At 66.7% G+C, this 18,672-nt stretch carries 16 protein-coding genes and 1 pseudogene; 5 read left to right on the top strand and 12 right to left on the bottom strand.

Features of this window, described 5'->3' with window-relative positions; translation table 11 throughout:
- Nucleotides 1-48: 48 nt before the first annotated feature.
- The 4 genes from AZG88_RS06465 to AZG88_RS06450 form a co-directional block, all read right to left on the bottom strand.
- Nucleotides 49-882, bottom strand: coding sequence for an ABC transporter permease (locus AZG88_RS06465; protein WP_005250976.1), 834 nt, complete (start codon nucleotides 880-882; stop codon nucleotides 49-51).
- Nucleotides 879-1,835, bottom strand: coding sequence for an ATP-binding cassette domain-containing protein (locus AZG88_RS06460; protein WP_061697258.1), 957 nt, complete (start codon nucleotides 1,833-1,835; stop codon nucleotides 879-881). Before AZG88_RS06460 ends, AZG88_RS06465 begins: the two co-directional genes overlap by 4 nt.
- Before the next feature lie 30 nt (nucleotides 1,836-1,865).
- Entirely contained in the window at nucleotides 1,866-2,711 is an 846-nt protein-coding gene (locus tag AZG88_RS06455; RefSeq protein ID WP_005250978.1) for a DUF4097 family beta strand repeat-containing protein, read from the bottom strand.
- Between the two features lie 73 nt (nucleotides 2,712-2,784).
- The gene (locus AZG88_RS06450; protein ID WP_025433281.1) at nucleotides 2,785-3,300 is read right to left on the bottom strand and encodes a YlcI/YnfO family protein; all 516 of its coding nucleotides are present in this window, start codon (nucleotides 3,298-3,300) and stop codon (nucleotides 2,785-2,787) included.
- Between the two features lie 224 nt (nucleotides 3,301-3,524).
- On the opposite strand from AZG88_RS06450, the gene AZG88_RS06445 reads away from it, so the two are divergent.
- Nucleotides 3,525-4,712 (top strand): serine hydrolase domain-containing protein, encoded by a 1,188-nt coding sequence (locus AZG88_RS06445; RefSeq protein ID WP_037182492.1) that lies wholly within the window; start codon nucleotides 3,525-3,527, stop codon nucleotides 4,710-4,712.
- Between the two features lie 39 nt (nucleotides 4,713-4,751).
- On the opposite strand, the pseudogene AZG88_RS06440 reads toward AZG88_RS06445, so the two are convergent.
- Both AZG88_RS06440 and AZG88_RS06435 read right to left on the bottom strand, forming a co-directional pair.
- Nucleotides 4,752-5,078, bottom strand: a pseudogene (locus AZG88_RS06440) (dihydrofolate reductase family protein); the annotation flags it as partial.
- 91 nt (nucleotides 5,079-5,169) lie between these two features.
- Complete coding sequence (locus AZG88_RS06435; RefSeq protein ID WP_005250982.1) at nucleotides 5,170-5,847, bottom strand: GntR family transcriptional regulator; 678 nt, start codon at nucleotides 5,845-5,847, stop codon at nucleotides 5,170-5,172.
- A gap of 215 nt (nucleotides 5,848-6,062) precedes the next feature.
- Here AZG88_RS06435 and AZG88_RS06430 point away from each other — a divergent pair, with 215 nt between their 5' ends.
- A complete protein-coding gene (locus AZG88_RS06430; RefSeq protein WP_231913843.1) occupies nucleotides 6,063-7,844 on the top strand; it encodes a CocE/NonD family hydrolase in 1,782 nt (593 codons plus the stop codon).
- A gap of 34 nt (nucleotides 7,845-7,878) precedes the next feature.
- On the opposite strand, the gene AZG88_RS06425 is transcribed toward AZG88_RS06430, so the two are convergent.
- A complete protein-coding gene (locus tag AZG88_RS06425) occupies nucleotides 7,879-10,233 on the bottom strand; it encodes an arylsulfatase (RefSeq protein ID WP_061697255.1) in 2,355 nt (784 codons plus the stop codon).
- 224 nt (nucleotides 10,234-10,457) lie between these two features.
- On the opposite strand from AZG88_RS06425, the gene AZG88_RS06420 reads away from it, so the two are divergent.
- Nucleotides 10,458-11,597 carry a serine hydrolase domain-containing protein gene (locus tag AZG88_RS06420; protein ID WP_061046182.1) on the top strand — a complete coding sequence of 380 codons (1,140 nt, stop codon included), beginning with the start codon at nucleotides 10,458-10,460 and terminating at the stop codon, nucleotides 11,595-11,597.
- A 20-nt stretch (nucleotides 11,598-11,617) separates the two neighbouring features.
- Here AZG88_RS06420 and AZG88_RS06415 read toward each other — a convergent pair whose 3' ends face one another.
- The 5 genes from AZG88_RS06415 to AZG88_RS06395 all read right to left on the bottom strand — a co-directional run bounded on the left by AZG88_RS06415 (nucleotide 11,618) and on the right by AZG88_RS06395 (nucleotide 16,614).
- Nucleotides 11,618-12,526, bottom strand: a complete 909-nt coding sequence (locus AZG88_RS06415; protein WP_061697253.1) for an ABC transporter substrate-binding protein — start codon at nucleotides 12,524-12,526, stop codon at nucleotides 11,618-11,620.
- A gap of 11 nt (nucleotides 12,527-12,537) precedes the next feature.
- Nucleotides 12,538-13,293 (bottom strand): ABC transporter permease, encoded by a 756-nt coding sequence (locus AZG88_RS06410; protein ID WP_061697250.1) that lies wholly within the window; start codon nucleotides 13,291-13,293, stop codon nucleotides 12,538-12,540.
- On the bottom strand, nucleotides 13,290-13,940 hold the full coding sequence (locus AZG88_RS06405) for an ABC transporter permease (protein ID WP_005250988.1): 651 nt from the start codon (nucleotides 13,938-13,940) through the stop codon (nucleotides 13,290-13,292). Before AZG88_RS06405 ends, AZG88_RS06410 begins: the two co-directional genes overlap by 4 nt.
- Nucleotides 13,937-15,052 carry an ABC transporter ATP-binding protein gene (locus AZG88_RS06400; RefSeq protein WP_005250989.1) on the bottom strand — a complete coding sequence of 372 codons (1,116 nt, stop codon included), beginning with the start codon at nucleotides 15,050-15,052 and terminating at the stop codon, nucleotides 13,937-13,939. The genes AZG88_RS06405 and AZG88_RS06400 overlap by 4 nt, the downstream gene beginning before the upstream one ends.
- Before the next feature lie 65 nt (nucleotides 15,053-15,117).
- Entirely contained in the window at nucleotides 15,118-16,614 is a 1,497-nt protein-coding gene (locus tag AZG88_RS06395) for an aromatic amino acid ammonia-lyase (protein WP_061697247.1), read from the bottom strand.
- 256 nt (nucleotides 16,615-16,870) lie between these two features.
- On the opposite strand from AZG88_RS06395, the gene AZG88_RS06390 reads away from it, so the two are divergent.
- Nucleotides 16,871-17,956 carry an S-(hydroxymethyl)mycothiol dehydrogenase gene (locus AZG88_RS06390; protein WP_061046188.1) on the top strand — a complete coding sequence of 362 codons (1,086 nt, stop codon included), beginning with the start codon at nucleotides 16,871-16,873 and terminating at the stop codon, nucleotides 17,954-17,956.
- Nucleotides 17,953-18,585, top strand: a complete 633-nt coding sequence (locus tag AZG88_RS06385) for an MBL fold metallo-hydrolase (protein ID WP_005250992.1) — start codon at nucleotides 17,953-17,955, stop codon at nucleotides 18,583-18,585. The genes AZG88_RS06390 and AZG88_RS06385 overlap by 4 nt, the downstream gene beginning before the upstream one ends.
- Nucleotides 18,586-18,672 lie beyond the last annotated feature (87 nt).

Raw genomic sequence — 18,672 nt, 5'->3', positions numbered from 1 at the left:
TCGTGTCGACGGTGGGTGCTGCTGACCGGTTGGCCCGGGGCCGTGCGGCTAACGCGAGTACTCGCGGTTGAAGAGCTTTTTCGACCAGAGGTATCCGCCGAGGGTGATGAGGGCGCACCAGCCGAGCGCGATCCATGCGTTGTTCCCGATCGGGGTACCCATGAGCAGGCCGCGCAGGGTTTCGATGATCGGGGTGAACGGCTGGTACTCGGCGAACCAGCGCAGCCCGGCAGGCATGGAGTCGGTGGGGACGAATCCGCTGCCGAGGAAGGGCAGCAGGACCAGCGGCATACCCACATTGCTCGCGGCCTCGACGGTCTTGCTCACCTGGCCGAGCGCGACGGAGAGCCACACGAGCGCGAACGTCACCACCACCAGGAACCCGGCAGTGGCCAGCCACGCGCCCACGCCGGCGGTGGGCCGGAAGCCGACCAGCAACGCCACGCCGATCACGATCGCGACGCTGAGCATCGCCTGGATCACGCTGCCCAGCACGTGTCCGGTCAGCACCGAGACGCGGGCGATGTGCATGGTGCGGAACCGGGCGATGATCCCCTCGGTCATGTCCATCGCGACCGAGATCGCTGTCCCTTGGACCGCGGCCGTCACGGTCATCAGGATGATCGCGGGCACGACGTAGTTGACGTACTCGGCGCGCCCACCTGACACCCCGCCGAGCCCTGCGCCCAACGTGCCGCCGAACACGTAGACGAACAGCAGCAGGAAGACGACCGGCATTCCGACGAGCGTCACGGTCATCGACGGGTACCGCAGCATGTGATCGAGGTTGCGGCGCAGCATCGTTGCCGAGTCGCGCAGCGGGTGGAACCGGAGGTCCGCCGGGGACGGCCCGGCGAGGGTGTGGGCAGGGGTGCTGATCATGAGGTCACCTTCTCGTTGTGGGGGTTGCCGGTGAGGGCGAGGAAGACGTCGTCGAGATCGGGGGTGTGCACGGACAGCTCGTCGACGTCGATGGCCTCGTCGTCGAGCAGGTCGATCAGGGTTTTCAGCGAGCGGAGGCTGCCGTCGCTGGGCACACGGAGGGCGAGCGCGTCGGGGTCGCGCGAGACCCGGTCGAGGACGCGCTCGGCTGCTTCGAGGCCGCGCGGGTCGGCGAACTGCAGGCGGACGTGGCTCCCGGGGATGCGGCGCTTGAGCTCGTCCGCGGTTCCCTCGGCGACCAGTCGGCCGTGGTCGAGGACCGCGATCCGGTCGGACAGTTCGTCGGCCTCCTCCAGGTACTGGGTGGTCAGGAAGATGGTGACGCCGGTGGCCACCAGGTCCCGGACGATCTGCCACATGGCCCGGCGGCTGCGTGGGTCCAGGCCGGTGGTCGGCTCGTCGAGGAAGATCACGCGCGGGCTGCCGACCAGGGTCATCGCGAGGTCGAGCCGCCGCCGCATGCCTCCGGAGTATGTCGAGACCGGCTTCGAGGCCGCATCGACCAGGTCGAACTGTTCGAGCAGCTGGGCGACGCGCCGCCGGCCGTCGCTGCGGGCGAGGTGGTGCAGATCCGCCATCAGCAGCAGGTTCTCCCTGCCGGTGAGCAGGTTGTCCACCGCCGAGAACTGGCCGGTGACACCGATTGCGGCGCGCACCGCGTCGGATTCGCGGGTGCGGTCGTGGCCGGCGACCCGGGCATCACCGGCGTCGGCGCTGATCAAGGTGGACAGGATGTTGACGGTGGTGGTCTTCCCGGCGCCGTTCGCGCCGAGCAGGGAGAAGACCGTTCCCTGCGGGACGGTCAGATCGATGCCGTCGAGCACGACGTGGTCGCCGAACGACTTGCGTAACCCGGTCACCGCAATGGCCGGCTGAGATTGCCTGGTGGTCATGGTTTCCCTTTCTCGAGGGCCAGAAGTGGATCAGGAACGGCGGATCGTGATGCCGCCGAACGAGGTGTGCGCGCGGACCTCGACGGTCTCGTCGGACGCCTCGGGCCGGGTGGTGTTGTCCAGCAGGTTGCGTACCTGGCCGAACTTGGTGTTCACCTCGAGCCAGGCGGCGGTGCCCTCGGCGATGCCGATCTCCAGGTCGCCCATCGCGGTCCCGAGCTCGACCGAACCGCGCGCCACCTCGCCGAGGCGAATGCTGCCGTTGGACGTCTTCGACTCGACACTCGCGCCGGCGCGGTCGACGGAGATGTCGCCGTTCGCCGAGCGCACGTGGACGTCGCCGGTGACCGCGGCGATCGTGGTGTCACCGTTGGAGTTCTTGACGATTGCGGAGCCTTCGATCTCGCCGATGCGGACCTTCCCGGAGCCGGTGCGGATTTCGGCGTTGCCCGCGACGCCGTCCGCGGTGACGTGACCGGCCGCGGTGTCCACACGCAACGGACCGGTCTGCTCGAGCCGGACGTTTCCGGCGGAGGTTTTGAACCTGCACTGCCCGAGCCGGCCCGTGCCGCTGACGTCTCCGACCTGCACCTCGCCGGAAACCTGCGAACCGCTGGGCAGGTCGATGGACAACTCCACCGACCTGGATTTGCGGGAGAAGTCGAGAGCGCGCGCTTTCGGCCCCACGACCTGGAGCACGCCGTTCGCGTAGTCGACGCGGACCCGCTGGGCGGCTTGCACATCCGACTCATCGGATGCGTCGCTCGGGAGCACGTCGACGGTGGTGTCGGTGCGGTCGCTCGCGGTGATCCGCACATTGCCGACACCGAGTTCGAGCGTGACGGAAATCGGTTCGGGTGTATCGAAATTGGGCACAGCTGTCCCCTCAGGTTGAGTAGGTGACACATCCCCGCAGGTCGGGGACGTGGTGTGGTGGAAGGCGGTGTGGCTAGCGCACCCAGCCGGTGAGGCTCTGCTTGGTCTGTTTGCCGCGCTGCTGGGCGTGCTGGACGCGGTCCGGTTGCTGCAGCGCGGACGAAGCCGCGCGGACGAGCCAGGCGTTGACCGAGCGCCCCTCCTTGGCTGCGGCCTCCTCGACCGCGGCCTTGAGCTGTTCGGGGAGGCGCACGTTGATCCGCGCGGTCGGGCCGTCCTCGGCGATCGGTGTGCCGCTGTCGGCCGGTGCCGCATCGTCCTCGGCCGCTTCCTCGATCGGCTCGGCGGGCCGTGCGGTCACGACGAAGTTCGGATCGCGTCCGCGCAGGCGCAACTCCACCGAGCCCGGGGCCAGATCTTGGGTGATCTCGTCCGTGGCGGCGGACAGCGCGTCCAGCAGCGTCATCCGGATCGCCGACTCGAGCGATCCGGTCAGGCGCTCGACCAACGCACGGGATTCGTCACCGCCGGCTTCGGCGAGGGTGGCGAATTCACGTCCGAGGTTGCTCACATACGGTGTCAAATCCATGGTGCCATCTTGGCACAGGTATGGCACCAGCGCAAGGGTTTGATGGCTCAAAAGTGGTGCTATGTGGCACCATTTGGCGCCGCTCGGATGAAAGTGCTGGTTATTGCCCCTCGACCAGTCGATCAGATAATGGCCGGAACGTCCCTGGGCGGCGACAGTCTGCACTTAGGATCCAAGTGAGCAGCGACTCCCACTCGACCTCTGCGTACGAAGGGATCGACCCCATGAGCTTGTCGACTCGTAGCCGGCTGCGTCGAACGGCCGCCGCGCTCAGCATCGTTCTTGCCCTTGCCACCGTTTCTTGTGGATCGGACGATCGCAGCGGCGAACAGCAATCAGCGGAGCACGGTCCTGACGTCGTGCACACGGACGATCCCGAGGCCGACAAGGTCGTCGATATCGTTCGCGACAAGCTGACGGAGCTCGATCTCAGCGGCGCCGTATTCGGCGTATGGCGCGGCGACGAGGAGATCGCCGCCGGGGCGGTGGGGGAGTCTCCGCTCGGCGTTCCCGCGACGCGTGACATGCAATTGCGAGTCGGCCAGCCGATGGAACCGATGCTGTCGACAGTTCTGTTGCAGCTGGCCGAGGCCGGAACGCTGAGCCTGGACGAGCCGATCGCCAAGTGGGTGCCCGACTTTCCGCGCGCCGACAAGATCACTCCGCGGATGCTCGCCAACAGCACCACCGGCATTTCGGACTACGTGACGAACCCCGATTTCCTGAAGATCTTCTACGCCAATCCGATCAAAGGCTTCACGTCTCAGGAGATCTTCGATTTGGCCAACGCCCGCCCGCCGCTGTTCGAACCGGGAACCAGCTTTGCCTACGCGCACAGCGACCTGTGCCTGCTCGGTGTGGTACTCGAAAAGGCGGCGGGAAAGCCCTTGGGCGACCTCCTGAAGGAGCGGATCTTCACGCCGCTGGGGATGGACGCGAGCAGCGTGGTGCTGACACCCCAGATGAGTGAACCGATCCTCCACGGTTACACCAACGAACGGGGCGTCTTCGAGGACTCGACGTTCTGGAATCCCACCGCGTTCCTCAACAGCGGCAACATGAATTCGACAGTGGCCGATGTCGCTCGGTGGGTTCGTGCGCTCGGCACCGGCGAACTCCTGTCCGACACGGCGTTCACGGAGATGATGGCGGACAAGACCGCCGGGCTGGGCCCGCTGACTGCCGACAAGTACTTCGCCTTCGGAACCGTTCACCTGGGCAGTTGGCTGCTCATGAACCCGGCATTCGGGGGCTACAACGGCATCGCTCTCTACGAAACGGAGTCGAAGACCACGATCGTCGTATACGCCACGCTCGGACCGACGGCCAACGCAAACACCAATAACGCTGTGCCGATCGGCAAGGATATCGGTGCCCTCCTCTTCCCCGACAACCCGCCGAAGGTGCCCTGATCGAACCGGCACCGGCTTGGTCGCCGGACCGTCCGCGGTCTACTGCGACCTTCGCCAGAACAAATGGTGGGTCACACCACTGGGGCTTGGAATGACTTCGAGGTGGAACCGGTCACGCAGCTCGTCGGGCGATTCCCAGAGTCGCACCCCGGATCCGAGTTCGACCTGCGAGACCACCACATGCATGGTGTCGACGAGGTCGGCGTCCAGGAACTGTCGGATCGTGGTGGCCCCGCCGCCGAGCCGGACGTCCTTGCCCTGGGCCGCATCCCGCGCCTGATCGAGGACCGTTGCGGGGTCGGCGTCGACGAAGTGGAACGTGGTGTCGCCGAGGGTGAACGACGGACGGGTGTGGTGGGTCAGCACGAGACGGTGAAGTTCTGGACTCTCAGCAGCTGATTCACTCGGTGTGTCCTCCCGCGCTCTCGATCATCGGTGAAATCCGTTGTCGCTTCCGCTAACCGGCATCCTGTTGAGCGGCGAGTTGAACCCTGATCCGCGACGTCGCGTTGATCAACGACTCATTGTTGACGGCGGCCGCGGCGTCGGCGTCGCCCTTGCGGGCGGCCTCGACGAGACGTTCCTGGTACCTCCACAACGAGTCGTCTCCCGCCGTGTCCAGGGTGCCCTGCGCGCCGACGATCTTGTAGGCGCGGCAGTGCTGCCACAGGGTACGGATGGAATCGACGAGCACGGGGTTTGCTGCCGCCTCGTAGAGAATGGTCAACAGTGCCTCGTCGTGATCGAGAAGCGCTACTACCCGCCGTTCGGTGATGGCGGCCCGCATGAGTTCGTACTCGGTCTGCATCCGGTCGACGTCGGCGGGGCTGATCTGCTGCGCGCCCAATCGTGCGGCCTCCACCTCGAGCAACCGGCGCACGTCGTAGACATGCACCAGTTCGGCCAGGGTCAGCCCTTTGACGACCGCGCCCTTGTGGGGGACGCGCTCGGCCAGACCGGCTTCTTCGAGCCGTCGGATCGCCTCGCGCACCGGCATCACGCTGGTGCCGACCTGCGCGGCAATGTCGCGAATGCGCAGGCGGGAGCCGGCAGGCAGATCACCGTTCATGATCGCCTCGTGCATCGTCTCGTAGACCTGGTCGGTCAACAGGGACGTTTCGGCTCGCTTCGTCATGACCACAGCTCAAATATAAACCGCACGAGGGGCGCAGCCGGGTGCCAGACGACCTGCGCGAGTCTGCGAGCCGCGGTCCAGACCGGTGCCGCGACACACCGGCAGCCTGAGTTGGTCGTGCGTCCAGAGCGCTTACGCTCGTCGGAGGTGCTCGGGGCGGAGTGACGGACGGCGGGTGGGCTGTGAAACACAGGGCGCGTAGATCAACTCTGGCGGTGGTGACGGCGGCGGCCGCGGTACTGACACCGATCGCGGCGTCGGCTCCGGCGACAGCCGATCCGCTCGGTTTCACGAAGACCACGCTCCATTTCCAGGTTCTCGTCGGACCGAACCGCGACGAGCCGTGCGACGTGATCGGCGACGTGTACAAGCCCGACTCGGCCTCGGCGTCGAATCGGGTGCCCGCCGTCCTCACCACCAACGGCTTCGGTGGCTCCAAGAACGATCAGGCCGGTATCGCCTCGTTCCTCGCGTCCCGCGGTTACGCGGTGCTCGCGTACTCCGGGCTGGGCTTCGGCGGTTCCGGCTGCAAGATCCACATGGACAATCCCGAGTACGACGGGCGGGCGGCGAGTGAACTGGTGAGCTTCCTCGGTGGACGCGACGGGACGGCGTTCGTCGATCCCGCGCACACCGTTCCCGTCCCCGGTCTCGACTACGTGGTGCAGGACGCGACCGCGCACCACGGCCTCGCCGAGGCCGACGACCCGCGGGTCGGGATGGTCGGCGGTTCCTACGGCGGCTCCGTGCAGTTCGCCGCGGCGTCGGTGGACCCCCGGATCGACACGATCATCCCGATGATCACGTGGAACGACCTCAGCTACTCGCTCGCACCCAACGGCACCGCGCAGACGACCGGGGTCAGTACGTCGGTTCCCGGTGCGTCGAAGGTGCTGTGGACACTCACGTTCGGTGCCGTCGGTGTCACCAACCCGCGGGCCGAAGGCTACGTCTCGGACCCGGCGCGGGCGCTGGGCTGCCCCAACTTCGCGAACACCGCGTGCCCCGCGCTGGCGCAGTCCGCGGTGCAGGGCTACCCGGACCCGGGGTCCGTCGACTTCCTGCGCCGCTCCTCGGTGGTGTCGTATGCGGACCGCGTGCGGATTCCGGTGTTGTTGATGCAGGGGCAGCAGGACACTCTGTTCGACCTCAACGAATCGAAGGCGACGTTCGAGACGCTGCAGGCGCAGGGCAACGACGTGAAGATGATCTGGCACAGCTGGGGGCATTCCGATCTCACTCCAGCCGAGGGCGAGATCAACATGAAGGATCCGAACCCCGACACCCAGTACGAGACGGGCCGGATGGTCGACTGGTTCGATCACTATCTGAAGGACAGCGGGGTCGACACCGGGCCGGTGTTCAGCTACTTCCGCAGCTGGGTCGACTACACCGGCAACGCCGCACCCGCGTACGCCGAGTCCTCGGATGTCACGGTGGGGCGGGACTATTCGCTCTACCTCTCCGGTGACGGCGCGCTCACCGACCGTCTCGACGGCATCGTTCCCGGCGTTCGGACATTGAACACCCTGCCGGGCGGGCTCCCCACCGACCGGGAAGCGCCGGACACCCGGCCGGACAACCCGGCCCCGCAGGGTGTCGTCCCCGGAACCGTGGTCGAGTGGTCGTCCGGTTCCCTCGATGCGCCGTTGGACGTGGTGGGTGCGCCGACGCTCGACGTCCGCGTCACCGCCGCACCCGCGGTCGCCGGTGTCGAAGACGCGGTCGTGGTCTTCGCCAAGCTGTACGACGTGGCACCCGACGGCACCGACACACTGATCAACGGACAGGTCGCACCGGTGCGCATCGTGGCGCCCGGTGAGCCCGTGCAGGTCACGATGCCGGCCATCGTCCATCGCTTCGACGAGGGGCACCGCGTTCGTCTCGAGGTGTCCGGCGGTGATCCGAGCTTCCGGGGCGGGCTGGTGCCGCACCAGGTCACGATCGCCGCGGGCGACCCGGGTCAGGTGCTGGTGCTGCCGGTGACCGGCAGCTGAGACCCGGGTTCGCCGTGCGTGCAGCGCGTCGGAATCACTCGCGCATGAGCATCAGGGCGGCTTCCCGTTCGAGATCGAGATACGGTTCGCCGCTCACGTCGATCGCGACTCGGTCGATCGTGCCACCGGTGAAGCGGTGGGGTGATTCGCCGGGGTAGTCGTCGGTGATCGGCTCGCCCGGGTGCCGGCCGACATACGCCCCGGCACCGGCGATCGCGAACGCACCGAGCTGCGTCTTGATGCGACCCTCTCCGACCTTTCGGTCGGCGTGGAACAGCGACAGGATCCCGGTGGTGAACGTGGGCTCCTGCCCGTCCTTGTCGAAGGAGGCGGACAGGATCAGGTCCGTTCCGGTGGGGATGTCCTCGGAGCCGACGATCATCTGTTCGTCGCTGCCCACGAAGTTGTTGACGTAATGCAGCCGGTTGTTCTTCACATACAGTGCGTGGCCTCCGAAACGGGAACCGATCGCGAAGAGGACGCCCTCGGCTCCCGGCGCCGGGATGTCGACGAGCGCGCCGATCACGAACGATCGGCCGCGGGTGTTGACTGCCTGCCACTCGGACACGGCGGCGACGTCCGGGTAATAGACGTATCGGTTTCGGGCCGCTGTCAGTTGGGGCCGGGGCGTGCCCATGATCTCGACGGCTGATCGATCGTCCAGTGGGAACGCCCCGTTCGCGCCGGCTTCTGCGAACCAGATGTTCACCATCTCCCGCAGTTTGTCGGGATGCTCCGCTGCCAGGTTGTGCACTTCGGCGCGGTCGACGTCGGTGCGGTAGAGCTCCCATTCGTCGTCGTTGAAGTGTCCCCATCCTGCGATGGTCGGGTGTGTCGTGACGGCCTTCCAGCCTTCGTGCCAGATCGACCGCGAGCCGAGCATCGAGTAGAACTGCGACTTCCGCTCCGACGGCGAGGACTTGTCGTCGATACTGTTCCGCATACTGACGCCGTCGAACGGGCTCTGGACGTGGCCCTTGATGGTTTCGGGGGCATCGACCCCGAGGAAGTCCAGGATCGTCGGCACCAGGTCGATCGCGTGATGGTACTGGTCCCGGACCTCGTCCCGAGCCTTGGTTCCGGCCGGCCACGAGATGATGCACGGGTCGGCGGTTCCGCCGTTGAACTCGTAGCGCTTCCACATCTTGAACGGGGTGTTGAACGCCATCGCCCAGCCGTTGGGGTAGTGGTTGTAGGTCTTGGGTCCGCCGAGATCGTCGAGTTTCGAGAGGTTCTCGGCGAGGTCGTCCGGGATGCCGTTGGCGAACTTCATCTCGTTGACGGAGCCGTTCGGGCCACCTTCCCCGCTCGCACCGTTGTCGGAGACCACCACGATCACGGTGTTGTCCAACTGATCGTTGTGCTCCAGATAGTCGAGGAGGCGTCCGATGTGATGGTCGGCGTGGGCCAGGAAGCCGGCGTACACCTCGGCCATCCGCGCAAAGAGGCGCTTCTCGTCGTCGTTCAGCGTGTTCCAGGGGCGGGTGTAGTCGAGTTCCGGGAACGGTTCGCCCGTCGGTCCCGACCGGGTGTCGGGGGTGCCGATCGGGTTGATCGGCGGAAGTTCGGTGTCGGCCGCGACGATGCCCATTTCCTTCTGACGGGCGAGGGTCTGTTCGCGGATCGCGTCGTAGCCCATGTCGAACTTGCCCGCGAACTTCTCGATCCATTCCCTCGGGGCGTGGTGCGGCGCGTGGCACGCGCCGGGCGCGTAGTAGAGGAAGAACGGCTTGTCCGGCGCGATCGCCTTGGCGTCCTTGATGAACTCGAGTGCCTTGTCGGTGACGTCCTCGGTGAGGTGGTAGCCCTCCTCCGGCGACCGGGGCTGGTCGACCGGATGGTTGTCGTAGACCAGATCCGGATACCACTGGTTGGTCTCCGCGCCGAGGAAGCCGTACCAGCGTTCGAAGCCGCGCCCGCTCGGCCAGTTCCTGCGGGTGGCGGCCAGGTTCATCTCGTCGGTCGGGCACAGGTGCCATTTGCCCACCATGTAGGTGTTCCAGCCGCGCTCGGCGAGTATCTCCGAGAGCATGCCGTTCTCCGGCGGGATCGTCCCGCTTGCGTTGGGGAATCCGATCGCGGCCTCGGTGATGCAGGCCATGCTGTTGCGCGTGTGGTTGCGTCCCGTCAGCAGGCACGAGCGCGTGGGCGAGCACAGCGCGGTGGTGTGCCACTGCGTGTAGCGAACACCCTTGGCAGCGATCCGGTCGATGTTCGGTGTCTCGATCGGCCCGCCGTAGCAGCGCATCGCGGAGAAACCGACGTCGTCGAGGACGACATAGACGACGTTGGGTGCGTCGGTGGGCGCCTGGGGTGGTTCGAACGGGGACCAATCCGGAACCGAGTCGCGGATATCGACGTTGACGACACCCCGAAATGGCTTGCCCATGGCACGTCTCCTCACCTGTAGTCCTGGGTCTCAGCGTCGACCGCCGGACCGCCCGGAACCTCACCCGACACGGGTGAACCCGGTGAGCGCCGGACCGCGGTAGCAGCCTTCCGGACGCGACCGAGGGTAGTGATTGACATCACATGGCGCCGAGATCACACTGGAACCCTCAATTGAACCCGATGTCAAGATCAATTGTGTCGGCTGGTGGAGAGGAACTGCAGGTGACCAAGCTCGGAGGAGTGTGCGACCAGCGCTTCACGGCGTTGCAGGAGGCCCTGAAGGACAATCTCGACTCCGGTGAGGAACTCGGCGCGTCGATCGTCGTGACCCTCGACGGAGATCCGGTGGTCGACATGTGGGGCGGATGGTCCGACACCGATCACGCCACCGAATGGGAGCGCGACACCATCACCAACGTATGGTCGTGCACCAAGACGGTCACCGCGCTCGCCGCACTGATGCTCGTCGATCGCGGACTGCTGGACGTCTACGCGCCCGTCGCGAAGTACTGGCCGGAATTCGCCGCGGCAGGCAAGGAACACGTCGAGGTCCGCCATCTCCTCTCGCACACGTCGGGTGTCTCGGGATGGGATCAGCCGATCACGGTCGAGGACACGTTCGACCTCGCCGGGTCGACGAAGCGACTTGCCGCCCAGGCGCCGTGGTGGGAGCCGGGCACGGCGTCCGGATATCACGCGCTGAACTACGGCCATCTGATCGGCGAGGTCGTCCGCCGAATCGACGGGCGCACGCTCGGCCGTTTCGTCGCGGAGGAGATCGCCGGACCGCTGGGGGCCGACTTCCACATCGGACTGGACCCGTCGCAGTTCGGCCGGGTGTCGAACGTGGTCCCGCCGCCGCCGCTGCCGATCGACCTGGCCTCCCTCGACCCCGCCAGCGTCATCGTCAGGACGTTCACCGGCCCCGGACCGGACGCGTCCGCGTCCTGGTCCGACGAGTGGCGCAAGGCGGAGAACGGCGCGGCCGGTGGTCAGGGCAACGCCCGGTCGCTCGCCCGGATCCAGTCCGTCGTGGCCTGCGGGGGAGAACTCGACGGCGTCCGCCTGCTGTCGCCGGACACCATCTCCCTGATCTTCGAGGAGCAGTCGAACGGTGTGGATCTGGCTCTGGGGCAACCGATTCGGTTCGGCATCGGTTACGGACTGCCGACGCCCGTGTCCGTGCCGTTCGTCCCCGAGGGACGCATCTGCTTCTGGGGTGGCTGGGGCGGCTCGCAGGTCGTCGTCGACACCGAACGCCGGATGACCATGACGTACGTGATGAACAAGATGGGCCCGGGACTTCTCGGCTCCGACCGGACCGCCCAATACGCGACGGCGACGTTCGATGCGCTGAGGTGACGCGCCCGCCCGGGGCGTGATCAGGACGCCAGCCCCTTGTCCTCCAGCCATTCCCGGGCGATGTCGCCCATGTCCTCGAGGTCGGCCACCCGCTGGTTCATCTCGATGAGATCCTCGGTCGTCAATGCGGCCGACACGTCGGCCAGGACGCCGCGGACGTCGTCGCCTGCCTTGTTCTCGTTGATGATCGGGGTGATGTTCTCCGCGAGGAACAGGTGCTTGGTGTCCTCGAGCGCCACGAGGTTCTCCGAACGCATCGCCGGGTCGGTGCTGAACACGTCCGCCACCTCGATCTGACCGCTCAGCAGTGCGTTGAGCGTCAGGGGACCGCCGGCGTCCAGTGCCAGGAACTCCTTGAACGTCAGGCCGTACTTGTCCTGCAGGCCTGCGACGCCGTTCTCCCGGGTCTTCCACTCGGGCGGGCCGCCGAGGGTCAGCTCGTCGGCGTGGGGCACGAGGTCCTCGATCGTCTCGATCGAGTACTCGTCCGCGGTCTCCTGCCGGACCGCGAGAACGTCCTTGTCCTCGGCGGGGGACGGTTCCAGTGCGACGAGCCCGGCGGGCAGCTTGGCCTTGATCTCCGCGGTCACCTCGTCCGACGCGGTCGCGGTGGTGGCGCTGTCGAGGTATTGGAGCAACGCACCCGAGTATTCGGGCAGCAGGTCGATGGAGCCGTCCCGGATGGCCGGGACGTACACCTCCCGGCTCCCGATGTTGAGCTTCTCGGTGACGTCGATGCCGTTCGCGCGCAGCGCCTCCGCGTAGATCGTCGCGATCAGCTGGCTTTCGGGGAAGTCCGCGGAGCCGACGACGATGGCGCCGTCACTGCTTCCGCCGTCGTCGGACGCCAACGGGTCCTTGCCGATCCCGCATGCCGTCAACGACATCAGGGTGGCGCCGGTCAGCGCGACGATCAATGCCTTCTTCATGATGATGTCCTTCAGATCAGCGAGGGCTCGGGAGCGGATGTGGGTCGGGCCGCGACTGCGGTGTCGTCGGAACCGGATTGCTTCGTCGCGACGCTCCGGACGCGTCGCGTCAGACCGGGTGAGACGACCCGAACCGTGAGGAATCCGATCGCCAGGTCGAATGCGAGCGCGAGGAGGGACACGAGGACCGCTCCGGCGGCCATCTGCGCGTAGTCGCTCTGCGCCTTGCCGTCGATGAGGAGACGTCCCAGTCCGCCCAGCGAGATGTAGGCGGCGACGGTCGCCGTCGAGACGATCTGCAGCACGGCGCTACGCACACCCGACAGCATCAGCGGCAGCGCGCACGGCATCTCCACCTCGGTGAGGATGCGCATCGACCGAAACCCCATACCCCGCGCAGCGTCCACGGCGGCCGGGTCGACCGAGCGAATGCCCGCGTACGTGTTGGTGAGAATCGGTGGGATGGCCAACAAGACCAGCACGATCAGGCTCGGAATCAGATAGGCCAGCTTGGTCGAGAACGACGGCGCGATGACGAGCACCAGCAGGATCAGCAAGCCGATGGTGGGAAGGGCGCGCAGCGAGTTGGCCAGACCCGCGACGACGACCGCGCCGCGACCGGTGTGCCCGATGTACAGACCGAGCGGAACCGCGATCAGCGCCGCCGCGAACAGGGCGAGGAACGTGTACATCAGGTGCTGGAGGAGGAGGGCGGGAATACCTTCGGGCCCGGTCCAATGAGCACCGTCGAGTAGAAAGTCGATCATGATGCGACCACCTTCGGGGTCCACGGTGTGAGTAACCGATTGGCGAGCACGATGAGCAAGTCGAGAACCAGCGCCAGCAGCAGGCACAGCGCGATACCGGTGATGATGGGTGTGTAGAAACGCAACTGGAAGCCCTGGGTGAACAGTGACCCGATCTGCGGGATCCCGAGCAGCGCGGCGAGAGAAACGAGGCTGACGTTCGACACCACCGCGACGCGCAGTCCGGCGCAGATGACGGGAACGCCCACCGGCAGCTGGACTTTCAGCAGAGTCTGGTAGGGCCGGTAGCCCATCGCCGTGGCGGCGAGCACCGTCTCCTGCGGCACCGAATCCAGGGCGTCGGCGATGACGCGGACGAGCAGGGCGACGGTGTAGATCGTCAGCGCGACGACGATGTTCATCGGATCGAGGATCTTCGTTCCGAGGATCGGCGGGAGCAGGACGAACAGCGCCAGCGACGGGATCGTGTAGAGCAGGCCGGCCGTGCCCACCACGTAGGGGTTGATCCGGCGACTGCGATGCGCCAGCCAGCCGATCGGCAACGCGACGATCACGCCGACGACGAGCGGCACGAGCGAGAGCAGGATGTGCCAGCCGACCAGTTCGGCGATGCGATCGGACTGGCGGCCGAGCCATTCGATGTTCATCGGGCCATCGCCTCCGTGGCCACGAGATCCGCCGACTCGATCGCCGCCACCGCCGCGTGTGCCGTCACGGTTCCCACGAGCACACCGTCGCCGTCGACGACGACACCGCGTTTGCTGGGTGCGGACAGGGCGGCGTCGAGTAGGGCCCGCATCGTCCCGTGCGCATCGGCGACCGTGCCACTGAGATTCACGTCGTCCGGGCGAATGCGGTCGACGACCTTCGCCGGTTGCACCCAGCCGATCGGCTTGTTCGCCGGGTCGACGACGAGCAACCAGTCGTCCGTGGTCCGCGTGCGGGCGTCGGATGCCGAATCGCCTAGACGGGCAACGGGTTCGGTGACCGTCTCCACGCGGCCGTCGAGGTTCGAGAAACCCAGCGAACGGTAGCCGCGGTCGCGTCCGACGAAGTCGGCGACGAACTCGTCGGCGGGTTCGGTCAGCAACTCCAGCGGCGTCGCCGACTGCGCCAGGATCCCGCCGGTCCGCAACACGACGACCTGGTCGCCGAGCTTGAGGGCCTCGTCGATGTCGTGCGTGACGATGATGATCGTCTTGCCGATGTCCTTCTGCAGTCTCAGGAATTCGTCCTGGAGCTGGCTCCGGACCACCGGGTCGACAGCGCTGAACGGTTCGTCCATCAGCATGAAGGCGGGGTCCGCGGCGAGGGCGCGCGCGACCCCCACTCGCTGCTGCTGGCCACCCGAGAGCTGCCACGGATACCGGTCCGCGAAGTGCGCCGCGAGACCGACCGTCTCGAGCAGCTCCATCGCCCGGGTTCGGGCCTCCTTCTTCGTCTTTCCCAGCAATCTCGGCATCGTCGCGACGTTGTCCACGATAGTGCGGTGCGGGAACAGTCCGGCGTGCTGGATGACGTACCCGATCCGCCTGCGCAACAGCGCCGGATCCATGTCCGCCGTGGATTCGCCGTCGAGGGAGATGGTTCCGGAGGTCGGTTCGATCAGTCTGTTGATCATGCGAAGCGACGTGGTCTTGCCGCATCCCGACGGCCCGACGAGTGCTGTGATCTTCCCGCTCGGGCACTCGAGGTCCAGTTCGTTCACCGCTGTCGTGCCGTCCGGGTACGCCTTGGTGACTTTGTCGAATGTGATCATTCGCGTGCTACTTTCGTGTAATCCGAGTGGTGACACACTCGGAAGTTCGGTGTCGTGGGACTGCTTTACCGAGTTGCGTCTTTCTCCGGATTCGGCATCTGTTCCAGAAACTTCACCGCTGCTTTCAGGTCGTCGCTCAGAGGACGGTCGGTCGTCCGCGGGTCCAGGCACCTGCGCGCCCGGTCGAGGTACGCGCCGAGTTCGGTTGTGGTGTCGAGTTCGTGGTTCTGCTGGCCGAGGGCGCGTACCGCCGAGATCAATTCGCACGCGAGCACGATGCGGGACTGGGCGAGGATGTCGGTGAGCTGGGTGGCGGCCTGCGACGCGAAGCTCGCGTGGTCCTCGGTTCCGCGGGAGATCACGGTGTGTCCGAGAGACCCCGGCGCCGCGGCCATCCGGATCTCGGCGATGGCCGCGGACGTCGTGTACTCCAGCAGCATGGTGCCGCTGCTGCCGGCCGGACCGTCGGCCAGGAACGGCCGGAGTCCGGTGACCGCCGGATCCGAGAGATTGGCAAGCCTGCACTGCGACAACAGCGCTGCGCTCGACAGCGCGAGTTTGGCCTCGTCCACGGCGAGGGCGATCGGCATTCCGTGGAAGTTCCCGTTGTGGAACACGGCGTCGTCCTCGACGGAGATGAGGGGGTTCTCGGAGGACGAGTTCATCTCGATCGCGAGCGTGCCTCGCAACCGCTGCAGCGCCTGCCACGTCGCCCCGAGGATCTGCGGCAGGGCGCGGAACCCGTAGGAATCCTGCACGCGGGCAGCCTGTACGCGGTGGCCCGCGAGGAGTTCCCGGACCCGGCCGGCCACCTCCTCCTGGCCGAGGTGCCTGCGGGCAGCCTGCACTCGGGCCGCGAACGGCTCGACGGAACTGCGCGTCGCCAGCAGCGACAGCACGCCGACGATCAGCGAGTGCTCCAGCCAGTTCGCCACGCTGTCGGTGGCCGACGCCGCGAGCGCGACCGTCATCGCGTTGGTCGAGATCAGAGGGAGTGCGTCACCCTGGTGTGCGGTCCACCGGGTGACGAACCGACCGTCCCGCAGCGGTGCCTCGCCCATCAACCCGAGCGCGATCTCGGAGAACGCGCTGAGGTCGCCGGTGCCTATCGCCCCGCGAGCGTGCACGGTGGGCTGTTCGTCCGCCGCGACGGCAGCGATCAGCGCGGTCACGATGTCGGGGTGCAGACCGGATCCGCCGTTGAGAATCTGATTGACGCGAATGATCATGGCGGCTCGGACGACGTGATCCGGCAGCGAGGGGCCCGAGCCGGTGGCGTGGCTGCGGAGAAGTCGAAGGTCCTGGTCGACGCCGCCGGAGACGGAGGTGTCCCGGTTGCCCCCGACGCCCGTGGTGCGTCCGTAGATGGGCTGCCGTTCGGCGATGCGCACGGCTGTCTCCCACGAACGGCGTGTGTGGTCGAGTGCTGCGGGGTCGGGCTCGATCACGATCGGCTCCCGGGCGAGCGCCGTGAGTTGGTCGACGGTGAGCTGGGCGCCGTCGAGCACCACCGGAAGGGGCGGGTGCGGTTCCTCGGTCGAGCTGGAATCTCTCCGGGTCATCAGAACTCCGTGATCGATGTGGTGTGCCTCACTCTTCGAGATGTATAGTCCTGTATATACCGCGGCGTGTCAACCGTCAGTTTCTCGTCATGACCTCCATCGCAGTACCGCCGCGAGCGGCTGGTATTCCGGCTAGGTCAACCTCTCACTTCGATCAGTCCCTCCGTGATGTTCCGGAACGTAAGGTCTCGGGAGAGGTGCATATATGGCCATGCATCGATCCCGCTATGACTGATCGACCGAAGGAATGAGTCCAATGCCGCAGCAGGTACGAGGCGTCATCGCCCGCTCCAAGGGTGCCCCCGTCGAGATCGCGACCGTCAACATTCCGGACCCCGGTCCCGGAGAGGTGGTAGTCGACATCGCGGCATGCGGTGTGTGCCACACGGACCTCACCTACCGCGACGGCGGGATCAACGACGAGTTCCCGTTCCTGCTCGGCCACGAGGCTTCCGGCATCGTCGAGAGTGTCGGCGAAGGCGTCACCTCCGTGGCCGTCGGCGACTTCGTCGTCCTCAACTGGCGCGCCGTGTGCGGTCAGTGCCGCGCCTGTAAGCGCGGCCGCCCGCAGTACTGCTTCGACACACACAACGCTGCACAGAAGATGACGCTCGAGGACGGCACCGAACTCACGCCCGCCCTGGGGATCGGCGCGTTCGCCGACAAGACGCTCGTCCACGCCGGACAGTGCACCAAGGTGGATGCCTCCGCGGACCCGGCAGTCGTCGGGCTGCTCGGCTGCGGCGTGATGGCCGGCCTCGGTGCCGCCGTGAACACCGGCAACGTCTCCCGCGGAGACACCGTCGCCGTCATCGGCTGCGGTGGTGTCGGCGACGCCGCGATCATGGGCGCCCGCCTGGCAGGCGCCGTGAAGATCATCGCGATCGACCGTGACGACAAGAAGCTCGAGTGGGCGAAGGACCTGGGCGCGACGCACACGATCAACGGCGCCGACGTCGATGCGGTCGAGGCCGTGCAGGAACTCACCGGCGGTTTCGGTGCCGACGTCGTGATCGATGCGGTCGGCCGCCCGGAGACGTGGAAGCAGGCGTTCTACGCCCGCGACCTCGCCGGCACCGTCGTGCTGGTCGGTGTCCCGACCCCCGACATGACCCTCGAGATGCCGCTGATCGACTTCTTCTCCCGCGGCGGATCCCTGAAGTCGTCGTGGTACGGCGACTGCCTGCCCGAGCGTGACTTCCCGATGCTCGTCGACCTGTACCAGCAGGGCCGGCTGCCGCTGGAGAAGTTCGTCACCGAGCGCATCAAGATCGACGAGGTGGAAGCGGCATTCCACAGCATGCACGCCGGTGAGGTGCTGCGTTCGGTGGTCGTCCTGTGAGCGGCGCGCTCAGGATCGAGCGGGTCGTCACCGAGGGAACGTTCGCCCTCGACGGCGGAGAGTGGAACGTCGACAACAACATCTGGCTGATCGGTGACGACACCGACGTCGTGATCGTCGACGCCGCCCATGCCGCGCAGCCGATCATCGACGCGGTCGGCGACCGGCACGTGAACGCCGTGATCTGCACCCACGGTCACAACGACCACGTCACCGTCGCCCCCGAACTCGGCACGCGGCTCCACGCACCCGTTCTCCTGCACCCCGGCGACGACGTGCTGTGGAAGATGAGCCACCCCGAGGAGCTGTACTGGCACCTCGAGGACGAACAGCGGATCGCCATCGCGGGCACCGAGATCCAGGTGATCCACTCACCGGGTCACTCGCCCGGGTCGGTGTGCCTGTACCTGCCCGAGGCCGGGGCACTGTTCTCCGGTGACACCCTGTTCTCGGGTGGCCCCGGCGCCACGGGGCGGTCGTACTCGGATTTCCCGACCATCATCGGGTCGATCCGCGACCGGTTGTTCGCTCTTCCCGAAGAAACGCTCGTCCACACCGGTCACGGTGACGGAACCACGATCGGCACCGAGGCCCCGCACCTCGCCGAATGGATTGCACGAGGAAACTGACTCCATGACCGACACCACCGACAGGTACACCTTCGACGAAGACGATGTCATCGTCACGCACGAGAAATCCTATGCGGCAGGTGTTCC

The sequence above is a fragment of the Rhodococcus sp. LB1 genome (assembly GCF_001583455.1).
GTDB classification, from domain to species: Bacteria; Actinomycetota; Actinomycetes; order Mycobacteriales; family Mycobacteriaceae; genus Rhodococcus_F; species Rhodococcus_F opacus.
Note: the sequence above shows the minus strand (reverse complement) of the source record. Positions and strands in the feature narration are given on the sequence as shown.